The 16,554-nt window shown below is 42.3% G+C and carries 10 protein-coding genes; 1 reads left to right on the top strand and 9 read right to left on the bottom strand.

Translation table 11 applies throughout. From position 1 onward, the window contains the following. The first annotated feature begins 349 nt into the window (after positions 1 to 349). A complete protein-coding gene (locus QQK00_RS15970; RefSeq protein WP_284218675.1) occupies positions 350 to 634 on the top strand; it encodes a YebG family protein in 285 nt (94 codons plus the stop codon). Positions 635 to 705: 71 nt separating this feature from the next. On the opposite strand, the gene tldD is transcribed toward QQK00_RS15970, so the two are convergent. From tldD to QQK00_RS15925, 9 genes are all read right to left on the bottom strand, one after another. Beyond that, the gene (tldD, locus tag QQK00_RS15965; RefSeq protein ID WP_284218674.1) at positions 706 to 2,157 is read right to left on the bottom strand and encodes a metalloprotease TldD; all 1,452 of its coding nucleotides are present in this window, start codon (positions 2,155 to 2,157) and stop codon (positions 706 to 708) included. Then, positions 2,150 to 2,962, bottom strand: a complete 813-nt coding sequence (locus tag QQK00_RS15960) for a carbon-nitrogen hydrolase family protein (RefSeq protein ID WP_284218673.1) — start codon at positions 2,960 to 2,962, stop codon at positions 2,150 to 2,152. The genes tldD and QQK00_RS15960 overlap by 8 nt, the downstream gene beginning before the upstream one ends. Before the next feature lie 16 nt (positions 2,963 to 2,978). Further along, positions 2,979 to 6,878, bottom strand: a complete 3,900-nt coding sequence (locus QQK00_RS15955) for a YhdP family protein (RefSeq protein ID WP_284218672.1) — start codon at positions 6,876 to 6,878, stop codon at positions 2,979 to 2,981. Further along, a complete protein-coding gene (gene rng, locus QQK00_RS15950) occupies positions 6,875 to 8,341 on the bottom strand; it encodes a ribonuclease G (RefSeq protein WP_284218671.1) in 1,467 nt (488 codons plus the stop codon). Before rng ends, QQK00_RS15955 begins: the two co-directional genes overlap by 4 nt. Beyond that, positions 8,341 to 8,934 (bottom strand): Maf family protein, encoded by a 594-nt coding sequence (locus QQK00_RS15945; protein WP_284218670.1) that lies wholly within the window; start codon positions 8,932 to 8,934, stop codon positions 8,341 to 8,343. Before QQK00_RS15945 ends, rng begins: the two co-directional genes overlap by 1 nt. Positions 8,935 to 8,965: 31 nt before the next feature. Beyond that, a complete protein-coding gene (gene mreD / locus QQK00_RS15940) occupies positions 8,966 to 9,442 on the bottom strand; it encodes a rod shape-determining protein MreD (protein ID WP_284218669.1) in 477 nt (158 codons plus the stop codon). Then, complete coding sequence (gene mreC / locus QQK00_RS15935; protein WP_284218668.1) at positions 9,432 to 10,319, bottom strand: rod shape-determining protein MreC; 888 nt, start codon at positions 10,317 to 10,319, stop codon at positions 9,432 to 9,434. The genes mreD and mreC overlap by 11 nt, the downstream gene beginning before the upstream one ends. 26 nt (positions 10,320 to 10,345) lie before the next feature. Beyond that, the gene (locus tag QQK00_RS15930; RefSeq protein WP_284218667.1) at positions 10,346 to 11,389 is read right to left on the bottom strand and encodes a rod shape-determining protein; all 1,044 of its coding nucleotides are present in this window, start codon (positions 11,387 to 11,389) and stop codon (positions 10,346 to 10,348) included. Positions 11,390 to 11,542: 153 nt separating this feature from the next. Then, positions 11,543 to 16,531, bottom strand: a complete 4,989-nt coding sequence (locus QQK00_RS15925) for a laminin G domain-containing protein (RefSeq protein ID WP_284218666.1) — start codon at positions 16,529 to 16,531, stop codon at positions 11,543 to 11,545. Positions 16,532 to 16,554: the final 23 nt, after the last annotated feature.

Raw genomic sequence — 16,554 nt, 5'->3', positions numbered from 1 at the left:
TACTTTCTAGGAAGTTTTTCTGTTTCCGTTAGTAATATGAATAAAATCAATACTATGTGTACTTAACATGCCAACTAATCTATAAAATCTAACCACGACTGCATTCGATGTAAACAAAACAATTGTGCGTTTGAGCAATAAAATTTACAAAATTTAAACCTTAAATCAACTGCCGTAATAAGCCTAACATTCTCAACTTTACATAAGCCTTCTCTGAATTGCTTAAAAAAAGCATAAGCAAACGTTCAAACACAAGTGTAAAGTTTATATCAAAAATAAAGACATAAACTGTTTATTTATACAGTTATAATGTTATTATGATCTGTAATTTACTTAGGGGAGAAACTGAATGGCAGTCATTACCCAATATGTTGTGCAGCATAGGGGAGTAGATAAGTTGGTTACTACAGACAAAAAAGAAGCTGATCAATACGATAAAATGCTCGATATTGCAGACAATCTAAGTTTGTACATATCGAGTAAAGGCATTGAGCTAAACGAGTCCATGTCGGAAGAACTCGGTATCTTGCTCGCCAAAAATAAAGAGGCGGTTTCTAAATTACTGAAAGGCACCAGCGCAGATACTATTCTAGAAGCTGAAAAAGCTGAAGTAGTAGAGATTAAGAAGGCATAGATCGTCGCTGTCTTCACTCATAACATATGACGCTTATGAGTGTAGACAATGAATATTCAAAAGCTTCGTCGTTACTGAGTACCGCCAACTGTCATGTTGTCAACTTTCAGTGTCGGTTGCCCAACGCCAACAGGTACAGATTGGCCATCTTTACCACAAACCCCAACGCCTCGATCTAAGGCAAGGTCATTTCCTATCATGGATATTTGCTGCATAGATTCTGGCCCGTTACCAATTAGCGTAGCGCCTTTAATCGGCGTGGAAACTTTGCCATTTTCAATTAAGTACGCCTCTGATGTAGAAAATACAAACTTACCCGACGTAATGTCTACTTGCCCACCGCCAAAGTTAGGTGCATAAATACCATTTTCCACTGAGCTAATAATCTCTTCAGGGCTGTGCTCGCCAGCTAACATATAGGTATTTGTCATTCTTGGCATTGGCAAATGGGCATAAGATTCTCTTCGTCCATTCCCTGTAACAGGCACACCCATCAGCTCCGCATTCATCTTATCTTGCATGTAGCTTTTCAAAATGCCATCTTCAATCAGCACATTGTATTGACTTGGCGTGCCTTCATCGTCTACCGACAATGAGCCACGCCGATCTGACAGTGTTCCATCATCAACAACCGTCACACCTTTAGATGCCACCTGTTCACCGATTCTGCCGCTAAATGTAGACGCACCTTTACGATTAAAGTCACCTTCTAGTCCATGCCCTACTGCTTCATGCAACAATACGCCAGGCCAACCACTTCCTAGGATAACTGGCATCGTACCTGCTGGCGCAGGAATTGCCTCTAGGTTAACTTTAGCCATGTGCAATGCATCATCCGCGAGCTTTTTAAATAAGGGCTTACCTTCCGTATCGTCACTCAAAAAATACTCATACATTCTTCTCCCACCGACCCCGGCAGCGCCGCGCTCTCGGCGCTCGCCCTTTTCTAATAGCACGGAGCAATTTAAACGGATAAGTGGGCGAATGTCGGTAGCGAAGGTGCCATCTGAGGCCGCAATTAAGACCTCTTCGTAAACCCCAGAAAGACTGACGACTACCTGACTTACATCTGGTGCTTGTTGCCTAATATACGCGTCAGTCGATCGTAACAAATCAATTTTTTCAGCATCTAACATTGAAATAAGTGGGTTATCCTCGCCATACAACGGCGTAAACGTTGGCGTAACTAATTCTTTGAAACCTTTAGCCTTAGTCGCCTGCGGTGAAATATTTTTGGCAGCATTACAGGCCTTAATCAACGCATCCGTAGATATTTCATCTGAATAAGAAAACCCGGTCTTTTCTCCCGAAACGGCTCTTACACCAACACCTTTTTCAATGTTGTAGCTTCCTTCCTTAATAATGCCATCTTCCAATACCCAACTTTCATGCTGACTGCTTTGAAAGTATAAATCTGCGAAATTATTGTCATGCGACAAAAGAATGCCAAAGGCATTTTCAAGGGATTGCAGTGATAAACCACTTTGGTCTAGTAGACTATTAACAACTTGTTCTTTACTCATAGTTTCCGCGAATGTGAGATCTAACAGGCATAGCCTTGCGGATCTTAGTTAGTGCATCTTTATTAAAGACAGATGATGCCATACCTTGGCCAGATTTGATAATGCTTAATAACTCCCCCCAAGGAGAATAAATGCAGCTATGACCGAATGTTTCTCGACCATCTTGATGTTTTCCCGATTGATTTGCAGCAACAACATAACATTGATTTTCAATCGCTCGCGCTTTCAATAAGGCATGCCAATGTGCTTCACCAGTGACTTGAGTAAAAGCGCTGGGAACAACTACAATATCAGGAAAATTCATCTTACGATACAATTCCGGAAACCTTAGATCGTAACAAATACTCTGGCCTACACGTGCGAAAGGTAGTGATGCAACAGAGCAGCAATGCCCAGCCGTCGTATATGCTGACTCGTTATAATTTTGAGTGTTGTCATCAACATTTACATCAAAAAGATGCATTTTATTGTAACGAGAAACTAGTTCACCATTTGGACCATAAATTATGCTACAAGCGAAGTATTTCTGTGGCTCATTTGAAGTAATTGGCATACTGCCGCCCACTAAATATAACTGATACTGTTTAGCTAACGATGACAAGGCCAGTTGTACTTCACCGTCACCTAACGCTTCTGCTCGTGCGAGCATCGCGCGTCCGCCACAACCGAACATGGAGAAGCACTCCGGCAATACGACAATATTTTCATCGTGTGCCCCAGTATTTGCGAAGGACGACGTAAATAGCTTAGCTAATAAGCCTTCAACACACGACAAATTTTCCGTTACATTATCGCTACTCGTCATTTGCAAAGCATGCAAATTAACCATCTTGTGCTTGCACTTCTATAATATCGCCAGTCGTAGGAGGAATAAATGTAGGGTCATCTTCTTGTGGTGAGGGAATACGCCTTGCAGGCAAGTCTACTTCCGTACTTTCTCGTCCAGTTTCAATTAAGATAGGTTCTTTAATGGTACCGGTGACCGAATAATTAACATTAGATATCACTTTAGTCGATGTAAGCACTTGATCTAAAGCCAAAGCTGCTAAGGCAGAGGGCGGGCTGACGGTAAAGAAATACACTAGCACTGGGAGATTTCCTGTAACATTCGGTGCAAAACTCACATTATAATTGAGTTCTTTACTGACCAAATCAGTATAACCATAAATCTCAATCTCACCAGCTGCACCGTCTATATTAGTATCACGCGTATCTGCTTTGCCTTCTGTTATTTGTATGCTCCCATTCATCTCGTCATAAAAGAAGCCTTTTGCAAATACATCCCTAAAGTCTAGGGATAATTTCCGCACTAGTGAATTTAGACTCAACAAGGTAAATATTCGTGATCCCTTATCACTCACTTCATTTAAGTAACCGTCGGTTAGTTGCCAATTGATTTCACCGTCGAGAGTTGAAAAATTAAAATCCAAGGGCGAATTTTTCCACGTCAACTGAAAATCCATCAGCGCTTCAGAGTCTTTAATACCACTATCTACATCAAATGCCTGGAGGTATCGACCAAAATCGTTACTCTGTGCGTCACCAACCAAAAATGTGTAGTGGTCTTTATGGCGTTTATACCATTGTCCGCTGGCGTTCACTCGGCCGCTTTCACCGCGCATCGACAACTGATTTATTTCTAAGCCATCATCATTTGGTGAGGCGACTAAGGTCACTTTGCCAAAATCTAAGCCCGCAAAAGTACAATCAGCGCAATCAAACCGAATTGTTGGCAAACTCTCTGGATCTATCGAGGTCTCAGTTAAATCAGGTGCTTGCGCTAACACTTCCTTAGAAGGCTCTCCATTGTCACTCTTGAACTCAGGTGCTGGGGTTTTCTTAAATTTGATATAATCAACTGAAATTTCGACACCTCTTGATACCCACTGATCGAAAATTGTTGCCGTTCCACGCGTTTGATCTGCGTCAAAATCAATCAACCAATTATCTTGATTCCGTTTAGCCGTCATGCCCATATCTGTGATTCTTGTATCGCCAAAGTTTACTTGGTCAGCTTCAACAAAAATTCGTTGTGGCACATCTAAGTAACCGGGGGAATTGCTCTTTTTACCAGACAATATCTGATTCACCGTGCGATACCAATGACTTACATCCATTTCAGGTAAATTTGCACTTATGCTGAAACCGGCACCCATACCAAAAAAATCTGTTTCGCCCAAAGATAAATGTGCTCGATTAAATCGCTTTTCTTTGTGCGGCAGTGCGCCTTCAAACCGGACCTGATCGTTCGCAGACAATCTGATAACTGACGCAATATTATTGCCATTTGCAACTAACTTAAGATTAAACACGTCATCCAACGCTTTGTCTAAAGGCGCCGGTAAGCTTGAAGACACACCCAACAAGTCAGACGTAAAATTCGCAGTATATTTGTAGTCTTTCTCTTGCAATTGAACATCAATATTAAGCAACCAATCTGCCGTACCTGCGACACTTTCGGTTAAATCAGGCGCGTGCTCAAGTAATAACTTATCAAGCACCCATTGTCCTCTGATGCCAATGTCTAGGTCATAGGTGTCATTTTGAACACTAAGTAAATTCAAAGATATGGGTTGTTCGAACAACACCGCGTTTACATCTTTTACGACTAAATCTTGGTTATCAAATCGTAGTTCACCCATAGACTCAGTTAATGAAAGGCCTAGGGCTGCAATTCGTACGTCATTATTGACCAAATTAACTGTCCCTTGCGCTCGCACATTTTGTGCGTCACTCAAGGGGATAGTGAGTTTTAAGTCAGTATTGAGCAAGCCACTCACCACTACATCTTGCGACAAAATTCGCCCCAAAGTGTCATCTAAAGAACTATCAAGCAATAGGTTTGATAAGTCTTCCCCAGAGCCACTGCCTCTTGCATTGATGATTAGGTTTGATGCGCTTTTTAACTCCGGAACTTCCGCTCTAAAATTCGTAATATGAACGTTTTTGAGATAGCTCGAGTCACTGCGCATATACAATGCATTGTTCTCAAAGAGTAAATCGACATCAAGTTGAGTGACGGCTGGCCATTCAGAAGAAAAAGTAAGCTCAGCTTCGTTAACTCTAACGGCTGTTTGGAAGACACCTTCATTTTGTACAAAAGGGTAATCGGGTATAGCTCCATGCCACAGAATATTTGCATATTCGACACGGCCTGTTCCAGAAAACGCTCGGGTCAAAAATTGCTTTGTTTCTTGTCCCATTAATTGATTAGGTAACAAGGTTCTTAATTTACTCAACTCCAAGACTTCTGTATTAAGAAACAGAGACATCTCTTTTGATTTAGCGGCATATTCAACACTGCCGTCAATCTCTAAACCGTCGGCAACCATCGACATTTGATCAACCGAGAACAATAATCCATCAGCATTTTTTTCTATGGCAATCGGCAGTGAAACATCCTCTAAAGAAATATTTTTTTCGAGTAACATCTCAGACGTCAATTTCACTTCAGGCTGTTCAATGGTTACTAAACCTTTGTTGCCAGCCCAATCAATATCAAAATGGAGTTGCTCAATACCCGGAAGAATACCCTTTTCATGATAGGACAACTCACCACCGCGTATACTCAACGCAACGCCTTTATTGTTAGAATACGCAATTTTCGCTTTTGTTAACGAAAAGGCTAAATCAATATCCTCGAGCGTCTGCGCTAAGGGCTTACTGACCAGTTTTGTTAAGCCTCGTGCCTGAGTTAATTCAAATGGCGTCGTATTTTCTATGTAGATATCACCCGCTTGGTTATATGACCCCAGCCAAGCACTATTAACTTTTTCTTCTTGGATACCAAGGGATAAATCTTTAAATGTAAATTGCCAATTTTCTCCGTTGCTGTCCGTAGGTAAGGCAAAGAACTCTGCACTTAGGCTGTTAGATACAAGCTCATTTTCACCTTTCCAACTAAATTGACTGGGTAAAATAGCGCCTTGAATTTTGGTAATACCACCGTCAGCGATATCTGCCCACAATTCAAAATTTCCATCGCTGTTTTCAAGTTCGGCTTGCAATACGCCAAGTTCATTGATCCAAGGCGCAATATCAATCTGTTGGCCTTGAGCATAAAATTTGCCAGTGTAATCTTCAACGCTACCATATAAATCTATAATAAACTTGGCGTTGTTGTTAGAGTAATCGTTGAGTGAAAATAGCCCTAAGCCTTGGTGTCGACTGTCTTTATTTAACCAGGACAGTTGATCGATATGAATCGTCCGCTCACTTTCATTCGTGACCAGTGTTAGTTTACTATCGTCCACAGAAAAGTTTTCTAACTGATCTAAAAATACAGTTTCCAAGGCTTGAACAATAGCGACATTTTCATCGGAAGACTTCATTTCAGCTAAATTAATATGCAGATGAAGTTCTGACAGTCTTACATTAGTCGATTGTAAACTCGCACTGCTAATGCTTGGCCAAAAGTCGATAAGTAAATATAAATCGCCAACTTCTAGCATTATGGGTGAAGCATCGCCTTGACGCATTTTCACATCATTTAATACCAAACTTGGGCCTGATGCATGCCATGTTGCGTCAATTTTACCGATGACAAGATCAATGCCATATTCTTGCAAAACGAACGCTTCAATGTTGTCTTTTTGATCGTCCAAATACGGAAGTGAATAGCGTAACGCACTAATTAACAGCGCAACCAAAACCAAACTAATGGCAATCAACGTCCATAGTTTTCTTAAAATGAAGGTTAAGGTTTCGCTGGTTTTACTCACATCATTACCACATCAAATTTGTCTTGATGATACAAGGTTTCCGTTTGCACTTTTATTTGTTTCTCTACAAAAGCTTCCAATTCAGCTAATAAGTGCGACTCTTCACCAAGCAAAGCATCCGCCACTGGCGGCGAAGCATAAATGACAAACTTATCCGCTCGATATGCTCGGTTAACACGTACCACTTCTCTGGTTATCTCGAAACAAATGGTTTCGATTGTCTTAATTGAGCCTCGCCCTTTACACGCTGGGCATTCGCCACACAATTGATGCTCCAGTGACTCCCGTGTGCGTTTGCGCGTCATCTCAATTAGCCCCAATGACGTAAAACCATAGATGCTCGACTTCGCCCGATCCTTTATCATCGCTTGTTCTAGTGAGTTTAAGACACGCTTTTTATGATCAGGTTCAATCATATCAATAAAGTCGATAAGTATCATGCCGCCCAAATTTCTTAACCTAAGCTGCCTCGCTATCGCCAACGTCGCTTCTATATTGGTATTAAAAATCGTTTCTTCTAAATTTCGATGACCTACAAATGCCCCAGTATTGATATCAATAGTGGTCATAGCTTCCGTTTGGTCAATTATTATATATCCGCCGGATTTCAAATCTACGCGCCTTTCAAGCGCTCGTTGCAGTTCATTTTCCACATCATATAAATCAAATATCGGCAGCTCGCCCTGATAGTATTGCAATTTTGCTTCTAATTCAGGTACGTACTCTTGAGTAAAAGACATCAACTCTTGATAAGTCAATTTTGAATCAATGCGAATTCGCTCTAATTCAGTACCAACAAAATCTCTAAGTACACGCCTTGCTACGGGTAAATCCTCATACAGTACATTTGATTTACCTGATTTTTTTCGATATTCGATTTTATGCCAAAGACGCCTTAAAAACTCAGCGTCTTGCTTCAATTCGTTTTCAGAAACACCTTCGGCGGCAGTTCTTAAGATAAATCCACCATTTTCATCACAAAAATTAGACACAATATCTTTGAGACGCTCTCGTTCTTCTTCATCTTCAATCTTTTGAGATACACCAACGTGTGTCACACTCGGCATGAATACTAAATATCTAGACGGCAAGGTAATGTCGGTCGTTAACCTTGCGCCTTTAGTACCAAGCGGGTCTTTTACGACTTGAACAATAATTGGTTGTCCTTCGCGAACTAATTCACGAATGTCCTTTTTCTCGAGCTGCGATGGACTGACATCATCCGCAATTTCTTCGTCAATGGCGATATCTGAGGCATGCAAAAATGCTGCACGATCGAGTCCAATATCCACAAAAGCGGCTTGCATGCCTGGCAACACCCGGCTAACTTTGCCTTTGTAGATATTGCCAACGATACCTTTTTTAGTGTGCCTTTCGATATGGATTTCTTGCATAATACCATTTTCGATTAGCGCTACACGCGATTCAGAAGGCGTAACATTGATTAATAATTCGGCCGCCATTAAAGTAAACCTACCTTGTTAAGTAATTGTTTTGTTTCGTATAAAGGCAAGCCAACTACGGCACTGAAACTACCTTTTATTGCGACAATAAATTGTCCACCGATCCCTTGGATAGCGTAACCACCGGCTTTGTCTTGTGGTTCGTTAGACCCCCAATAAAGTACTTTATCTGGGTCAGAGATCTCGCAAAATTGCACTTCTGTCTTTATCACTATACTTTCGCAAATATGTTTGCTAACAACAGCCACACCTGTGTATACGTCGTGCGCTCTTCCAGACAGCATGGACATCATGTAACAAAAATCGTCATAGTTTTTTGGTTTTCCAAGAATTAGGCTATCTATTGTAACAACGGTATCAGATCCTAAGACCAGCGCATCAGACCTTAGTCCACTATTTGAGGAAGAAGCGGGTTCTCTGTGTAATATTGCCTTAGCTTTTTGAATCGCTAACCTTTTGACTAAATCTCTTGGAGACTCATTAGCCTGCACAGATTCATCGATATCCGCAGCGCGCACATCAAAATCACGGACAATATGGCTTAGTAGTTCTGCACGGCGAGGGGATGCCGACGCCAATATTAGTTTGCCCATATAAAATTCTATACTTTCAGAAAGCCTATTGTCATGAGACCCTAAACTTGCGTCGAAACTTTCTAAGCAACCAAAACAGCCATGGCCACAATACGATAGTGACGGCGGTAGGCCAAAAGAAACGCCAACGGAATTCGGTATTTATTAGCCAGTATTGTAACCAATAAACAATTAGGTGGTACAACAAGGATAGTACCATAATTGTAAACGCTTGTTGCAGCATCGACTGATTACGTAAACGCTGATAATTTGCAGACACAATAAAGATAGGTATCGTTAAGGCAAAACAGTGCACGCCCAGGGCTGTCCCATACAGTATGTCTAAGGTTAATCCGCAAATTGCAGCAACACCAACGCTTACTCGATTGGGCAAGGCCATCGACCAATAGCATAAAATCATTAATAACCAATCTGGACGATAAATATCGATTTGCGGCGGCATCGGGATAATTTGAAGTATTAAGCCAACGATAATACATATATAAATAAAGGTGTTATTACCGGGCATCTTGACTCTCTAACTGCTGATATAAATCACTAGAAGCAACAGCCTCCTCTGGCGCTATATCTTCTGGCCATAGTAAAAGTAGATATTTAAGGCGGTCTAGACGTGCAGCAGGTTTTACACTCACTTCCGCGAACGGCTGGCTTTCGTCACTTACGATTTTGTCAATGATACCCACCGGATAACCTTCTGGAAAAACGTTACCGAGACCTGACGATATCAGCAGATCTCCTTCTCTGATTTCAGCACTATGTGGCACATGTTGCAGCTTTAACTCATTTAGAGTACCCGTGCCAGATGCCACCAAACGCACATTATTTCGACTTATTCTGATAGGGATTGCATGAGTAACATCTGATATTAATAGCACACGGCTATTCGTTGTTCCCACTTCGACAACCTGTCCGACAATGCCATTGTCATCAAGAATTGCTTGCCCAAGATACACGTCATTCAGTGTACCTTTGTTGATGACAATTTGATGAGAATAAGGGTTGTTATCAATCGACATTAATTCGGCGATCATCTTATGCATGTCGACTCTGACAGGGGCATCAAGCAAGTTACGTAGGTTGTTGTTTTCTTGCTGTAACGCCGCTAAACGCTGAAGTTCGCCGTTTAATAAGGTGATTTGTGATGTAAGAAGCTCATTTTCTTCCAGCATATTTTGTCTAGACGTAAACCTAGATGCACTCCAATTTAGCACTTCGCCAGGCATATCTGCAATATACTGAAGAGGACTAACAAAAGAAGTAAGGTAAGTTCTTAAGGTTTTAACACTATCAACTTTAGTGTCTACTATCATTGCAATAATAGAGAAGACCAGAATCAAAATGAATCTGGTCAATAATGATGGGCCTCTTGGAAACACCTCATTCATAATACAAATTGCAGCCTAATCGCTGCTTATTCGTAACTAAACAGGTCACCGCCATGCATATCGATCATATCGAATGCTTTACCACCACCGCGAGCAACACAAGTAAGAGGATCATCGGCTATCACTACAGGAATACCGGTTTCTTCCATGAGAAGCCTGTCTAAATCTTTTAAAAGTGCACCACCGCCTGTTAGCACCATCCCACGTTCTGAAATATCTGACGCTAGCTCAGGAGGACTCTGCTCTAACGCAACCATCACAGCACTTACTATGCCAGAAAGCGGCTCTTGTAGCGCTTCTAGAATTTCGTTGCTATTAAGGTTAAACCCTCGTGGAACACCTTCAGCTAAATTTCTACCACGGACTTCGATTTCTTTAACTTCCTCACCGGGATATGCAGCGCCAATTTCGTGTTTGATTCGCTCAGCAGTTGCCTCACCAATAAGTGAACCAAAGTTACGACGAATATAGTTAATGATTGCTTCGTCAAACTTGTCACCACCAATACGCACCGACGATGAATACACAACGCCATTCAGTGAAATAATAGCGACTTCGGTAGTACCCCCTCCAATATCAACAACCATTGAACCGGTTGCTTCTGATACCGGTAAGCCAGAACCAATAGCCGCCGCCATAGGTTCATCAATCAGATATACCTCACGAGCACCTGCCCCTAATGCTGATTCACGTATTGCTCGTCTTTCAACTTGGGTAGAACCACAAGGTACGCAAACCAATACCCTTGGGCTAGGCCTTAAGAAGTTGTTGTCATGTACTTGCTTAATAAAATGTTGAAGCATTTTTTCAGTCACATAAAAGTCGGCAATCACGCCGTCCTTCATTGGACGAATAGCCTTAATGTTACCAGGCGTTCTTCCCAACATTTGTTTTGCTTCGTGCCCTACCGCTGCAACACTCTTGGGGCCACCGGCCCGCTCCTGACGAATGGCAACAACCGAGGGCTCATTTAATACTATTCCGTTGTCTTTGACGTAAATCAGCGTATTCGCTGTGCCGAGGTCGATTGATAAATCGTTTGAGAACATGCCTCGAAGCTTTTTGAACATGGAATGCCTTTATTATTGTTTGTTTGTGGTTCACATTGACTAAATATTCGACGGCCAATGTTAAGTTGACATAATTTCCTAACTTTACCAACGCAGTGGCCTTAGAGCAAGCGATGCTTACTGTTTTGCTAAGCTTTTGTCTATAGACAGAGCTTAGAACACTTCTCGCCAATGAATGGTTTTATCATTTCCTCTGAAAAGCCCAAAACTCACTGCCGCCGTTGGCGTGTCTTCATCGTCAATATCTCCGTCCTGATCCCAGTCTATATTTAGATGTTCAGACCAGTGTTCAAGGCTATTTTGCGGCACTAAATGCAAGAAAAAAGAACCCGCGACAGCCTCACCACTCGCTATTACAGGCGCAATCTGGAGGTCACTGGCATCAGATAAGCCAAAGGTAAGGTTGCCAGTTGACGTCAAACCGTCTATTCGAGACACCAGATTGTTACTGCTTTCTGTGTCATGACTCAAACGAATATCAAGTCTAGACATTGCTAAATCGATGGAAGTGCAACTATCCAGGTCATTCACTCGCCATTGTCCGCCATCTAGATATTCGGCTTTTAATGGCACATGTAGGCTTGTATTTTCAGGTCCGAACGTATTTTCTGCAAGCAAACGCCCGTATCGCATTTGCGTGCCCGTTATATCTTGAATATCTAAAGCGGAACAAACACTAGGGTATGAGGTCTGATAACAAATACCATCGCTGTCTGTAAAAAAGTTGGCGCTAATATTTAAATTGACAATTGCGTCAAATGGCGAGGTATCATTCCCTGTCGGCGATGCAACTTTCTCATAGCGAAATGTTGTATTATCTATTTCGAATGTTCCTATGCCATCATATACATTGATATTTGACTGGCGCGGGCCTTGCCCAATGTTTTCTACAATTAAATCCCCAGAATAAACGGCGTCACTGCTATAAAAAAATGCGCTATTAATGGTTGATTGCGTAGGATTTAGACGCCATTCGGTATTCGCATAATTCTGTGTGATTTGCCCTCGTGTGTTGTAAGCAGTAACCGTTAACGCCGGTTGCGTTGCAAAGCTATAAGCAAACGTTTGCCCGACATATGTAAATGCGGCAGAACAACTATCCGTGAATTCTGGCTGATTGGCCTGAACATCAAAATAGGCTGGTGTAAAGCGACCAAGTTGTAAGGTATTTGAACCAATTGTACTGCCCAAGTAGTTTTCGTCTCGCACACTCAACTCATATTGTCCAGACTCTTCCATGAACGCTTCGCTAGACGTGTACGCTCCATTCGAAAAATGAATTGCAGGCAAATTGGTATACGCACTGGCAATCGCGCTTTGCAAATTATTATCTTCATCTAAGTAAAATGCTGCGTCCACAGCGCTGCTGCCCATGGGCAGTTGTCGAACAACCGCGGCGCCAAATGCTGCATTTTGATAGCCTGGTAAGACATTGGCATTAGCGCCAAGCGCTTCGATACGTAAATTAAAAGCAGTTCCCGCTGGTATCACTGAAGTATTGTCACCAGTGATTTGTAAGGTATCGGGAATAAGCTTCAAAGTGGTATTCGCACCACTGATTACTGCACCATTAACCTCTCCAGAAATTGATAGTTGTAGCTGCCCGACATCTGCAAAACTAAAATCGCCGAAATCTGCTTCCCCATTTTCATCGAAGCGCAAGGTAATAGTGCCTGAATGGCTGCTCCCACTCGACAATGAGATGCCGGCAAATGGTACGTTGCAGGTTGAGGGCGTATATGGCGCATCGGGTGTAGCGATGCATTGGTACGTTAAATCCAACGTTTGATCACCATCGACAAGCGCCTCACAACTCCCCCCCGAGCCGCCAATCGCGCGCACGCCAACCTGCGTCAATGCCGCTTCTGCAACAAACGCAGCGGCTGAAAAATCTGTGCCACCCGTGCTACGATTAAAAAATTCTAAACCAACATCTTGGTATGTAATTTCACAATCTGATGAACATCGAATTGGCGCAATGGGAGATTGCCTATCACTTCCCAGCGTTAGATTACCTGCCGTGCGATGCTGTAAGCTGATTGTTGTCGAACCACTAAAACTAACAATGGAATTGTGCCATGCGTCTGAGGGCGTCATCTGCAAGGTCACATTGTCATTCACTAGTTCAGAACAGGTATCATTTGCACAGGCTTTAATGACAATCGAAGGATCCGTGCACGTTGTTGCGGTTTCTGGGTGCTCAATGCGGTAGTGATTTACTGCATCACATGGCGTAGCATCATCATAATCCGCTTTAAACTGCGCCTCATCAACGGCTTGACTGTACAAACGAATGTCATCAAAAATACCGCCCGCCGCATTATCAGACATCTCATTGACAATATAGGTACTTTTGTTATCACCAAAGACAATTGACGTTAGATCAGCAATCCCTCGACCACTACTATATGAAGCCTCGATGGCCTCAGCCCCATTTACGAAAACACGATACTGCCGCGCATCCATGTTCCATTGCACACCAATATGCACCCATTCGTTGGCTGGATACGTAAATGCTGTAGTATCGATATCAAACCCAATATCGTCGATATCTTCAATGCCAAAACGTAAGGCACCCGAATTGCGTTTAGCTAAAAATAAGTACTTTGCACCACCACTTGCAGATGGATTCGAGGCATCAAACAGCATGACCGATTGACCATCATTCCAGTTATTAGGGTATCTGAACCAAAACGAAATAGCGCCTTGATCACCCAACTCATTTGCGTCGACCTTGGTATCAAAATACACCTGTTCTGCCGAGGTAGTATTGTCATCGGCTTGAAACCCTTTGCAATACACATTATCTGTAGGCAATATTACGTCGAGTAGACTGTCCAACTCCCCCTCTCGATTGTTCCCCGATATATCTGATACCTGAATAGCACTAGATTCAACTTCATCAAAAGAATAATGCGCTAACAGGCTATTACATGTCGTACATGTATTAGCACTTTCGTTGTACCATGCGACAACATCTTGTCCACTGGGTTGGTTCTCGTAGAGTTTGATTTCATCAATGTCGCCCAACATAAAATCATTGTATTGGTTGGCACTGAAGTTTCCTCTCGAACGTCGCCTAGACGTTGCACCAATCACCCAATCATCTGCATTATTTTGCAAACCATTGGTATGCGAACTATCGGCAAGTACCAACTGACCATCCAAATATATTTGTGTACCTAAGGCACCAAAACTATATACGAGGTGATGCCACTGCCCTTCCTGTACTACGTCAGCGCTGGTAAAGGTGGTAGATGCTGATTGGCTTTGATGACGAACATTAATCTCGCCCGCCGCCGTCACATTAATAGTAAGATGACCGCCGTCTGCAAAATTAATGGTGTCTTTAGATAATAGACCGTTTCCACCCGCATGGCTGCGCTCAGAATGACTTAAATCATCGAGTTTAAACCAAAGTGATATCGCGCCATTGGCTACTTTCATATCATCATGATGCGCAACCGTTGCGTAAGAAGATGAACCAGTAAACCGTAAACCTTGACAAAAGCGGCTTGCATGATTTAGCGAAACTCCTTGACGAATAACACCGTTGTGACCAGATATCACGTCAATAAGGGCATCATTGCTAAAACTGCAGACATCTGAACTCCAATGAGAAATAAGTACCGGATCGTTCGTACAATCCGTGCATGCTTGGCTGGACATTGTATTTATTGATGCGACTTGTGCCTCATTCAGTTGCACATTGAACAAGGTAAACTCATCAATGAAACCTTTAAAAAAATCACGCAACTGTGATGTTCTAGAACTCGATGACACAGGTTCGTATTGCCAACTGCTCGCACCAAGTGCCATGGGTATACTTCCCGAAGCGATGCCGCTAGTAAATGCACTGAATGATTGTGACAACGTCCCATCCACGAATATATGCATACCCTGCGCGCCCCAAGAATATACGATATGATGCCAACGATTTTCTTGAATGAGATTCGTGGTATTTAAATATTGCTCTTGACTGCTATTTTGGTGCCGCACACGCACGCTACCGTTGTCATCTATCCATAGAGTGAGGTTACCGCTCACCCATAAGCCTCTTGCATCTTTGGAAAAAATCGCCATTCGCCCCGCTGAAGGTGAACCGGAATGTCGAAGGTCACTCGTATACACCCAAAAAGAAATACTGCCGTTGGGCAAATCAAAAATGGGGCCATCAGGAATATCTATAAGACTATCCGCTCCATCGAACGAGGCGGCTTGGCAATAGGGTGACGTATATCCAACACCAGTGCCACCAGAGGCATTGCCGTCATTGGCAGAAATATCGTCGTTGATCGCCGATGATGCCGCACACATGTCCATCGAATAATATAGAATGGGACTAGGGACATTCGCATCTAATACGCATGTACCATTAAACTCAGCAGTACTAATGCCACTGGCATCGAAATAAAAATCCCCCGACTCACCAATGCTAATATTGATCGCATTTACGCCACCAACCAATTCACCAAAATTATCCCAAATAACATCAGCATTAGAATACAGATAACCTTTGAAAAACGTGTTAGTCGCCGGAGAAAAATTAGTGTAAGTAACAACAACTAATTGATTGGGCAAACCATCCCAATTAAATCGTAAGTTTTGTTCAAAATTACTGGTGTTTATATATATGATGGCTTGCTCACCGTTCGATACGACAATTTTTGCGTTACTGTCCATATCAAGATAATTGAACCAGTACACGCCACCATCGAGTATCAAAGTACTATTATCATCTATGTGCATTTCATCAATACGTGACTCAATATTATTGTTGGTCATGTGCAATGTAGAATTTTGATAGACAAAGATTTGGTCTCTATTGCCCTGCGCAACCGAATCATTGCTATTCATTGGGACAAAATAATCTTGCGAGCTATTTGTATAAGCAAAGTTGGGCAAGGTAAGTGCTTGTGAGGTATTACCCGAATATTGACAAGCGTCAGTATTGCAACTTCGAGTGGCGTCGTCTCTGGTGATAGGAATATCGATGAATTCATCAGTACCGATAAGTTGTGCAAATGCATCAAAGCTGATACCGCCAGCACGGCTGGATGAACTGGCAACGTCAGGAAATACAGCCGAGCATATTGCTGCATTGGCCTGATGCAGAAATAATAAACTGGTGATTAAAGCCACAAGCGTTCGTAGGTATTTGGCAC

It is taken from the genome of Agaribacter marinus (assembly GCF_030160655.1).
GTDB classification, from domain to species: Bacteria; Pseudomonadota; Gammaproteobacteria; order Enterobacterales; family Alteromonadaceae; genus Glaciecola; species Glaciecola marina.
The sequence above is the reverse complement of the archived record's forward strand: the minus strand, read 5'-3'. Positions and strand labels throughout refer to the sequence as shown.

What these genes read in the sequence shown, in the direction of transcription:
- QQK00_RS15960 (WP_284218673.1), bottom strand. Translation starts at nt 2,962, where the DNA reads ATGACGAGTAGCGATAATGTAACGGAAAATTTGTCGTGTGTTGAAGGC.
- QQK00_RS15930 (WP_284218667.1), bottom strand. Translation starts at nt 11,389, where the DNA reads ATGTTCAAAAAGCTTCGAGGCATGTTCTCAAACGATTTATCAATCGAC.
- QQK00_RS15970 (WP_284218675.1), top strand. Translation starts at nt 350, where the DNA reads ATGGCAGTCATTACCCAATATGTTGTGCAGCATAGGGGAGTAGATAAG.
- mreC (WP_284218668.1), bottom strand. Translation starts at nt 10,319, where the DNA reads ATGAATGAGGTGTTTCCAAGAGGCCCATCATTATTGACCAGATTCATT.
- tldD (WP_284218674.1), bottom strand. Translation starts at nt 2,157, where the DNA reads ATGAGTAAAGAACAAGTTGTTAATAGTCTACTAGACCAAAGTGGTTTA.
- rng (WP_284218671.1), bottom strand. Translation starts at nt 8,341, where the DNA reads ATGGCGGCCGAATTATTAATCAATGTTACGCCTTCTGAATCGCGTGTA.
- mreD (WP_284218669.1), bottom strand. Translation starts at nt 9,442, where the DNA reads ATGCCCGGTAATAACACCTTTATTTATATATGTATTATCGTTGGCTTA.
- QQK00_RS15945 (WP_284218670.1), bottom strand. Translation starts at nt 8,934, where the DNA reads ATGGGCAAACTAATATTGGCGTCGGCATCCCCTCGCCGTGCAGAACTA.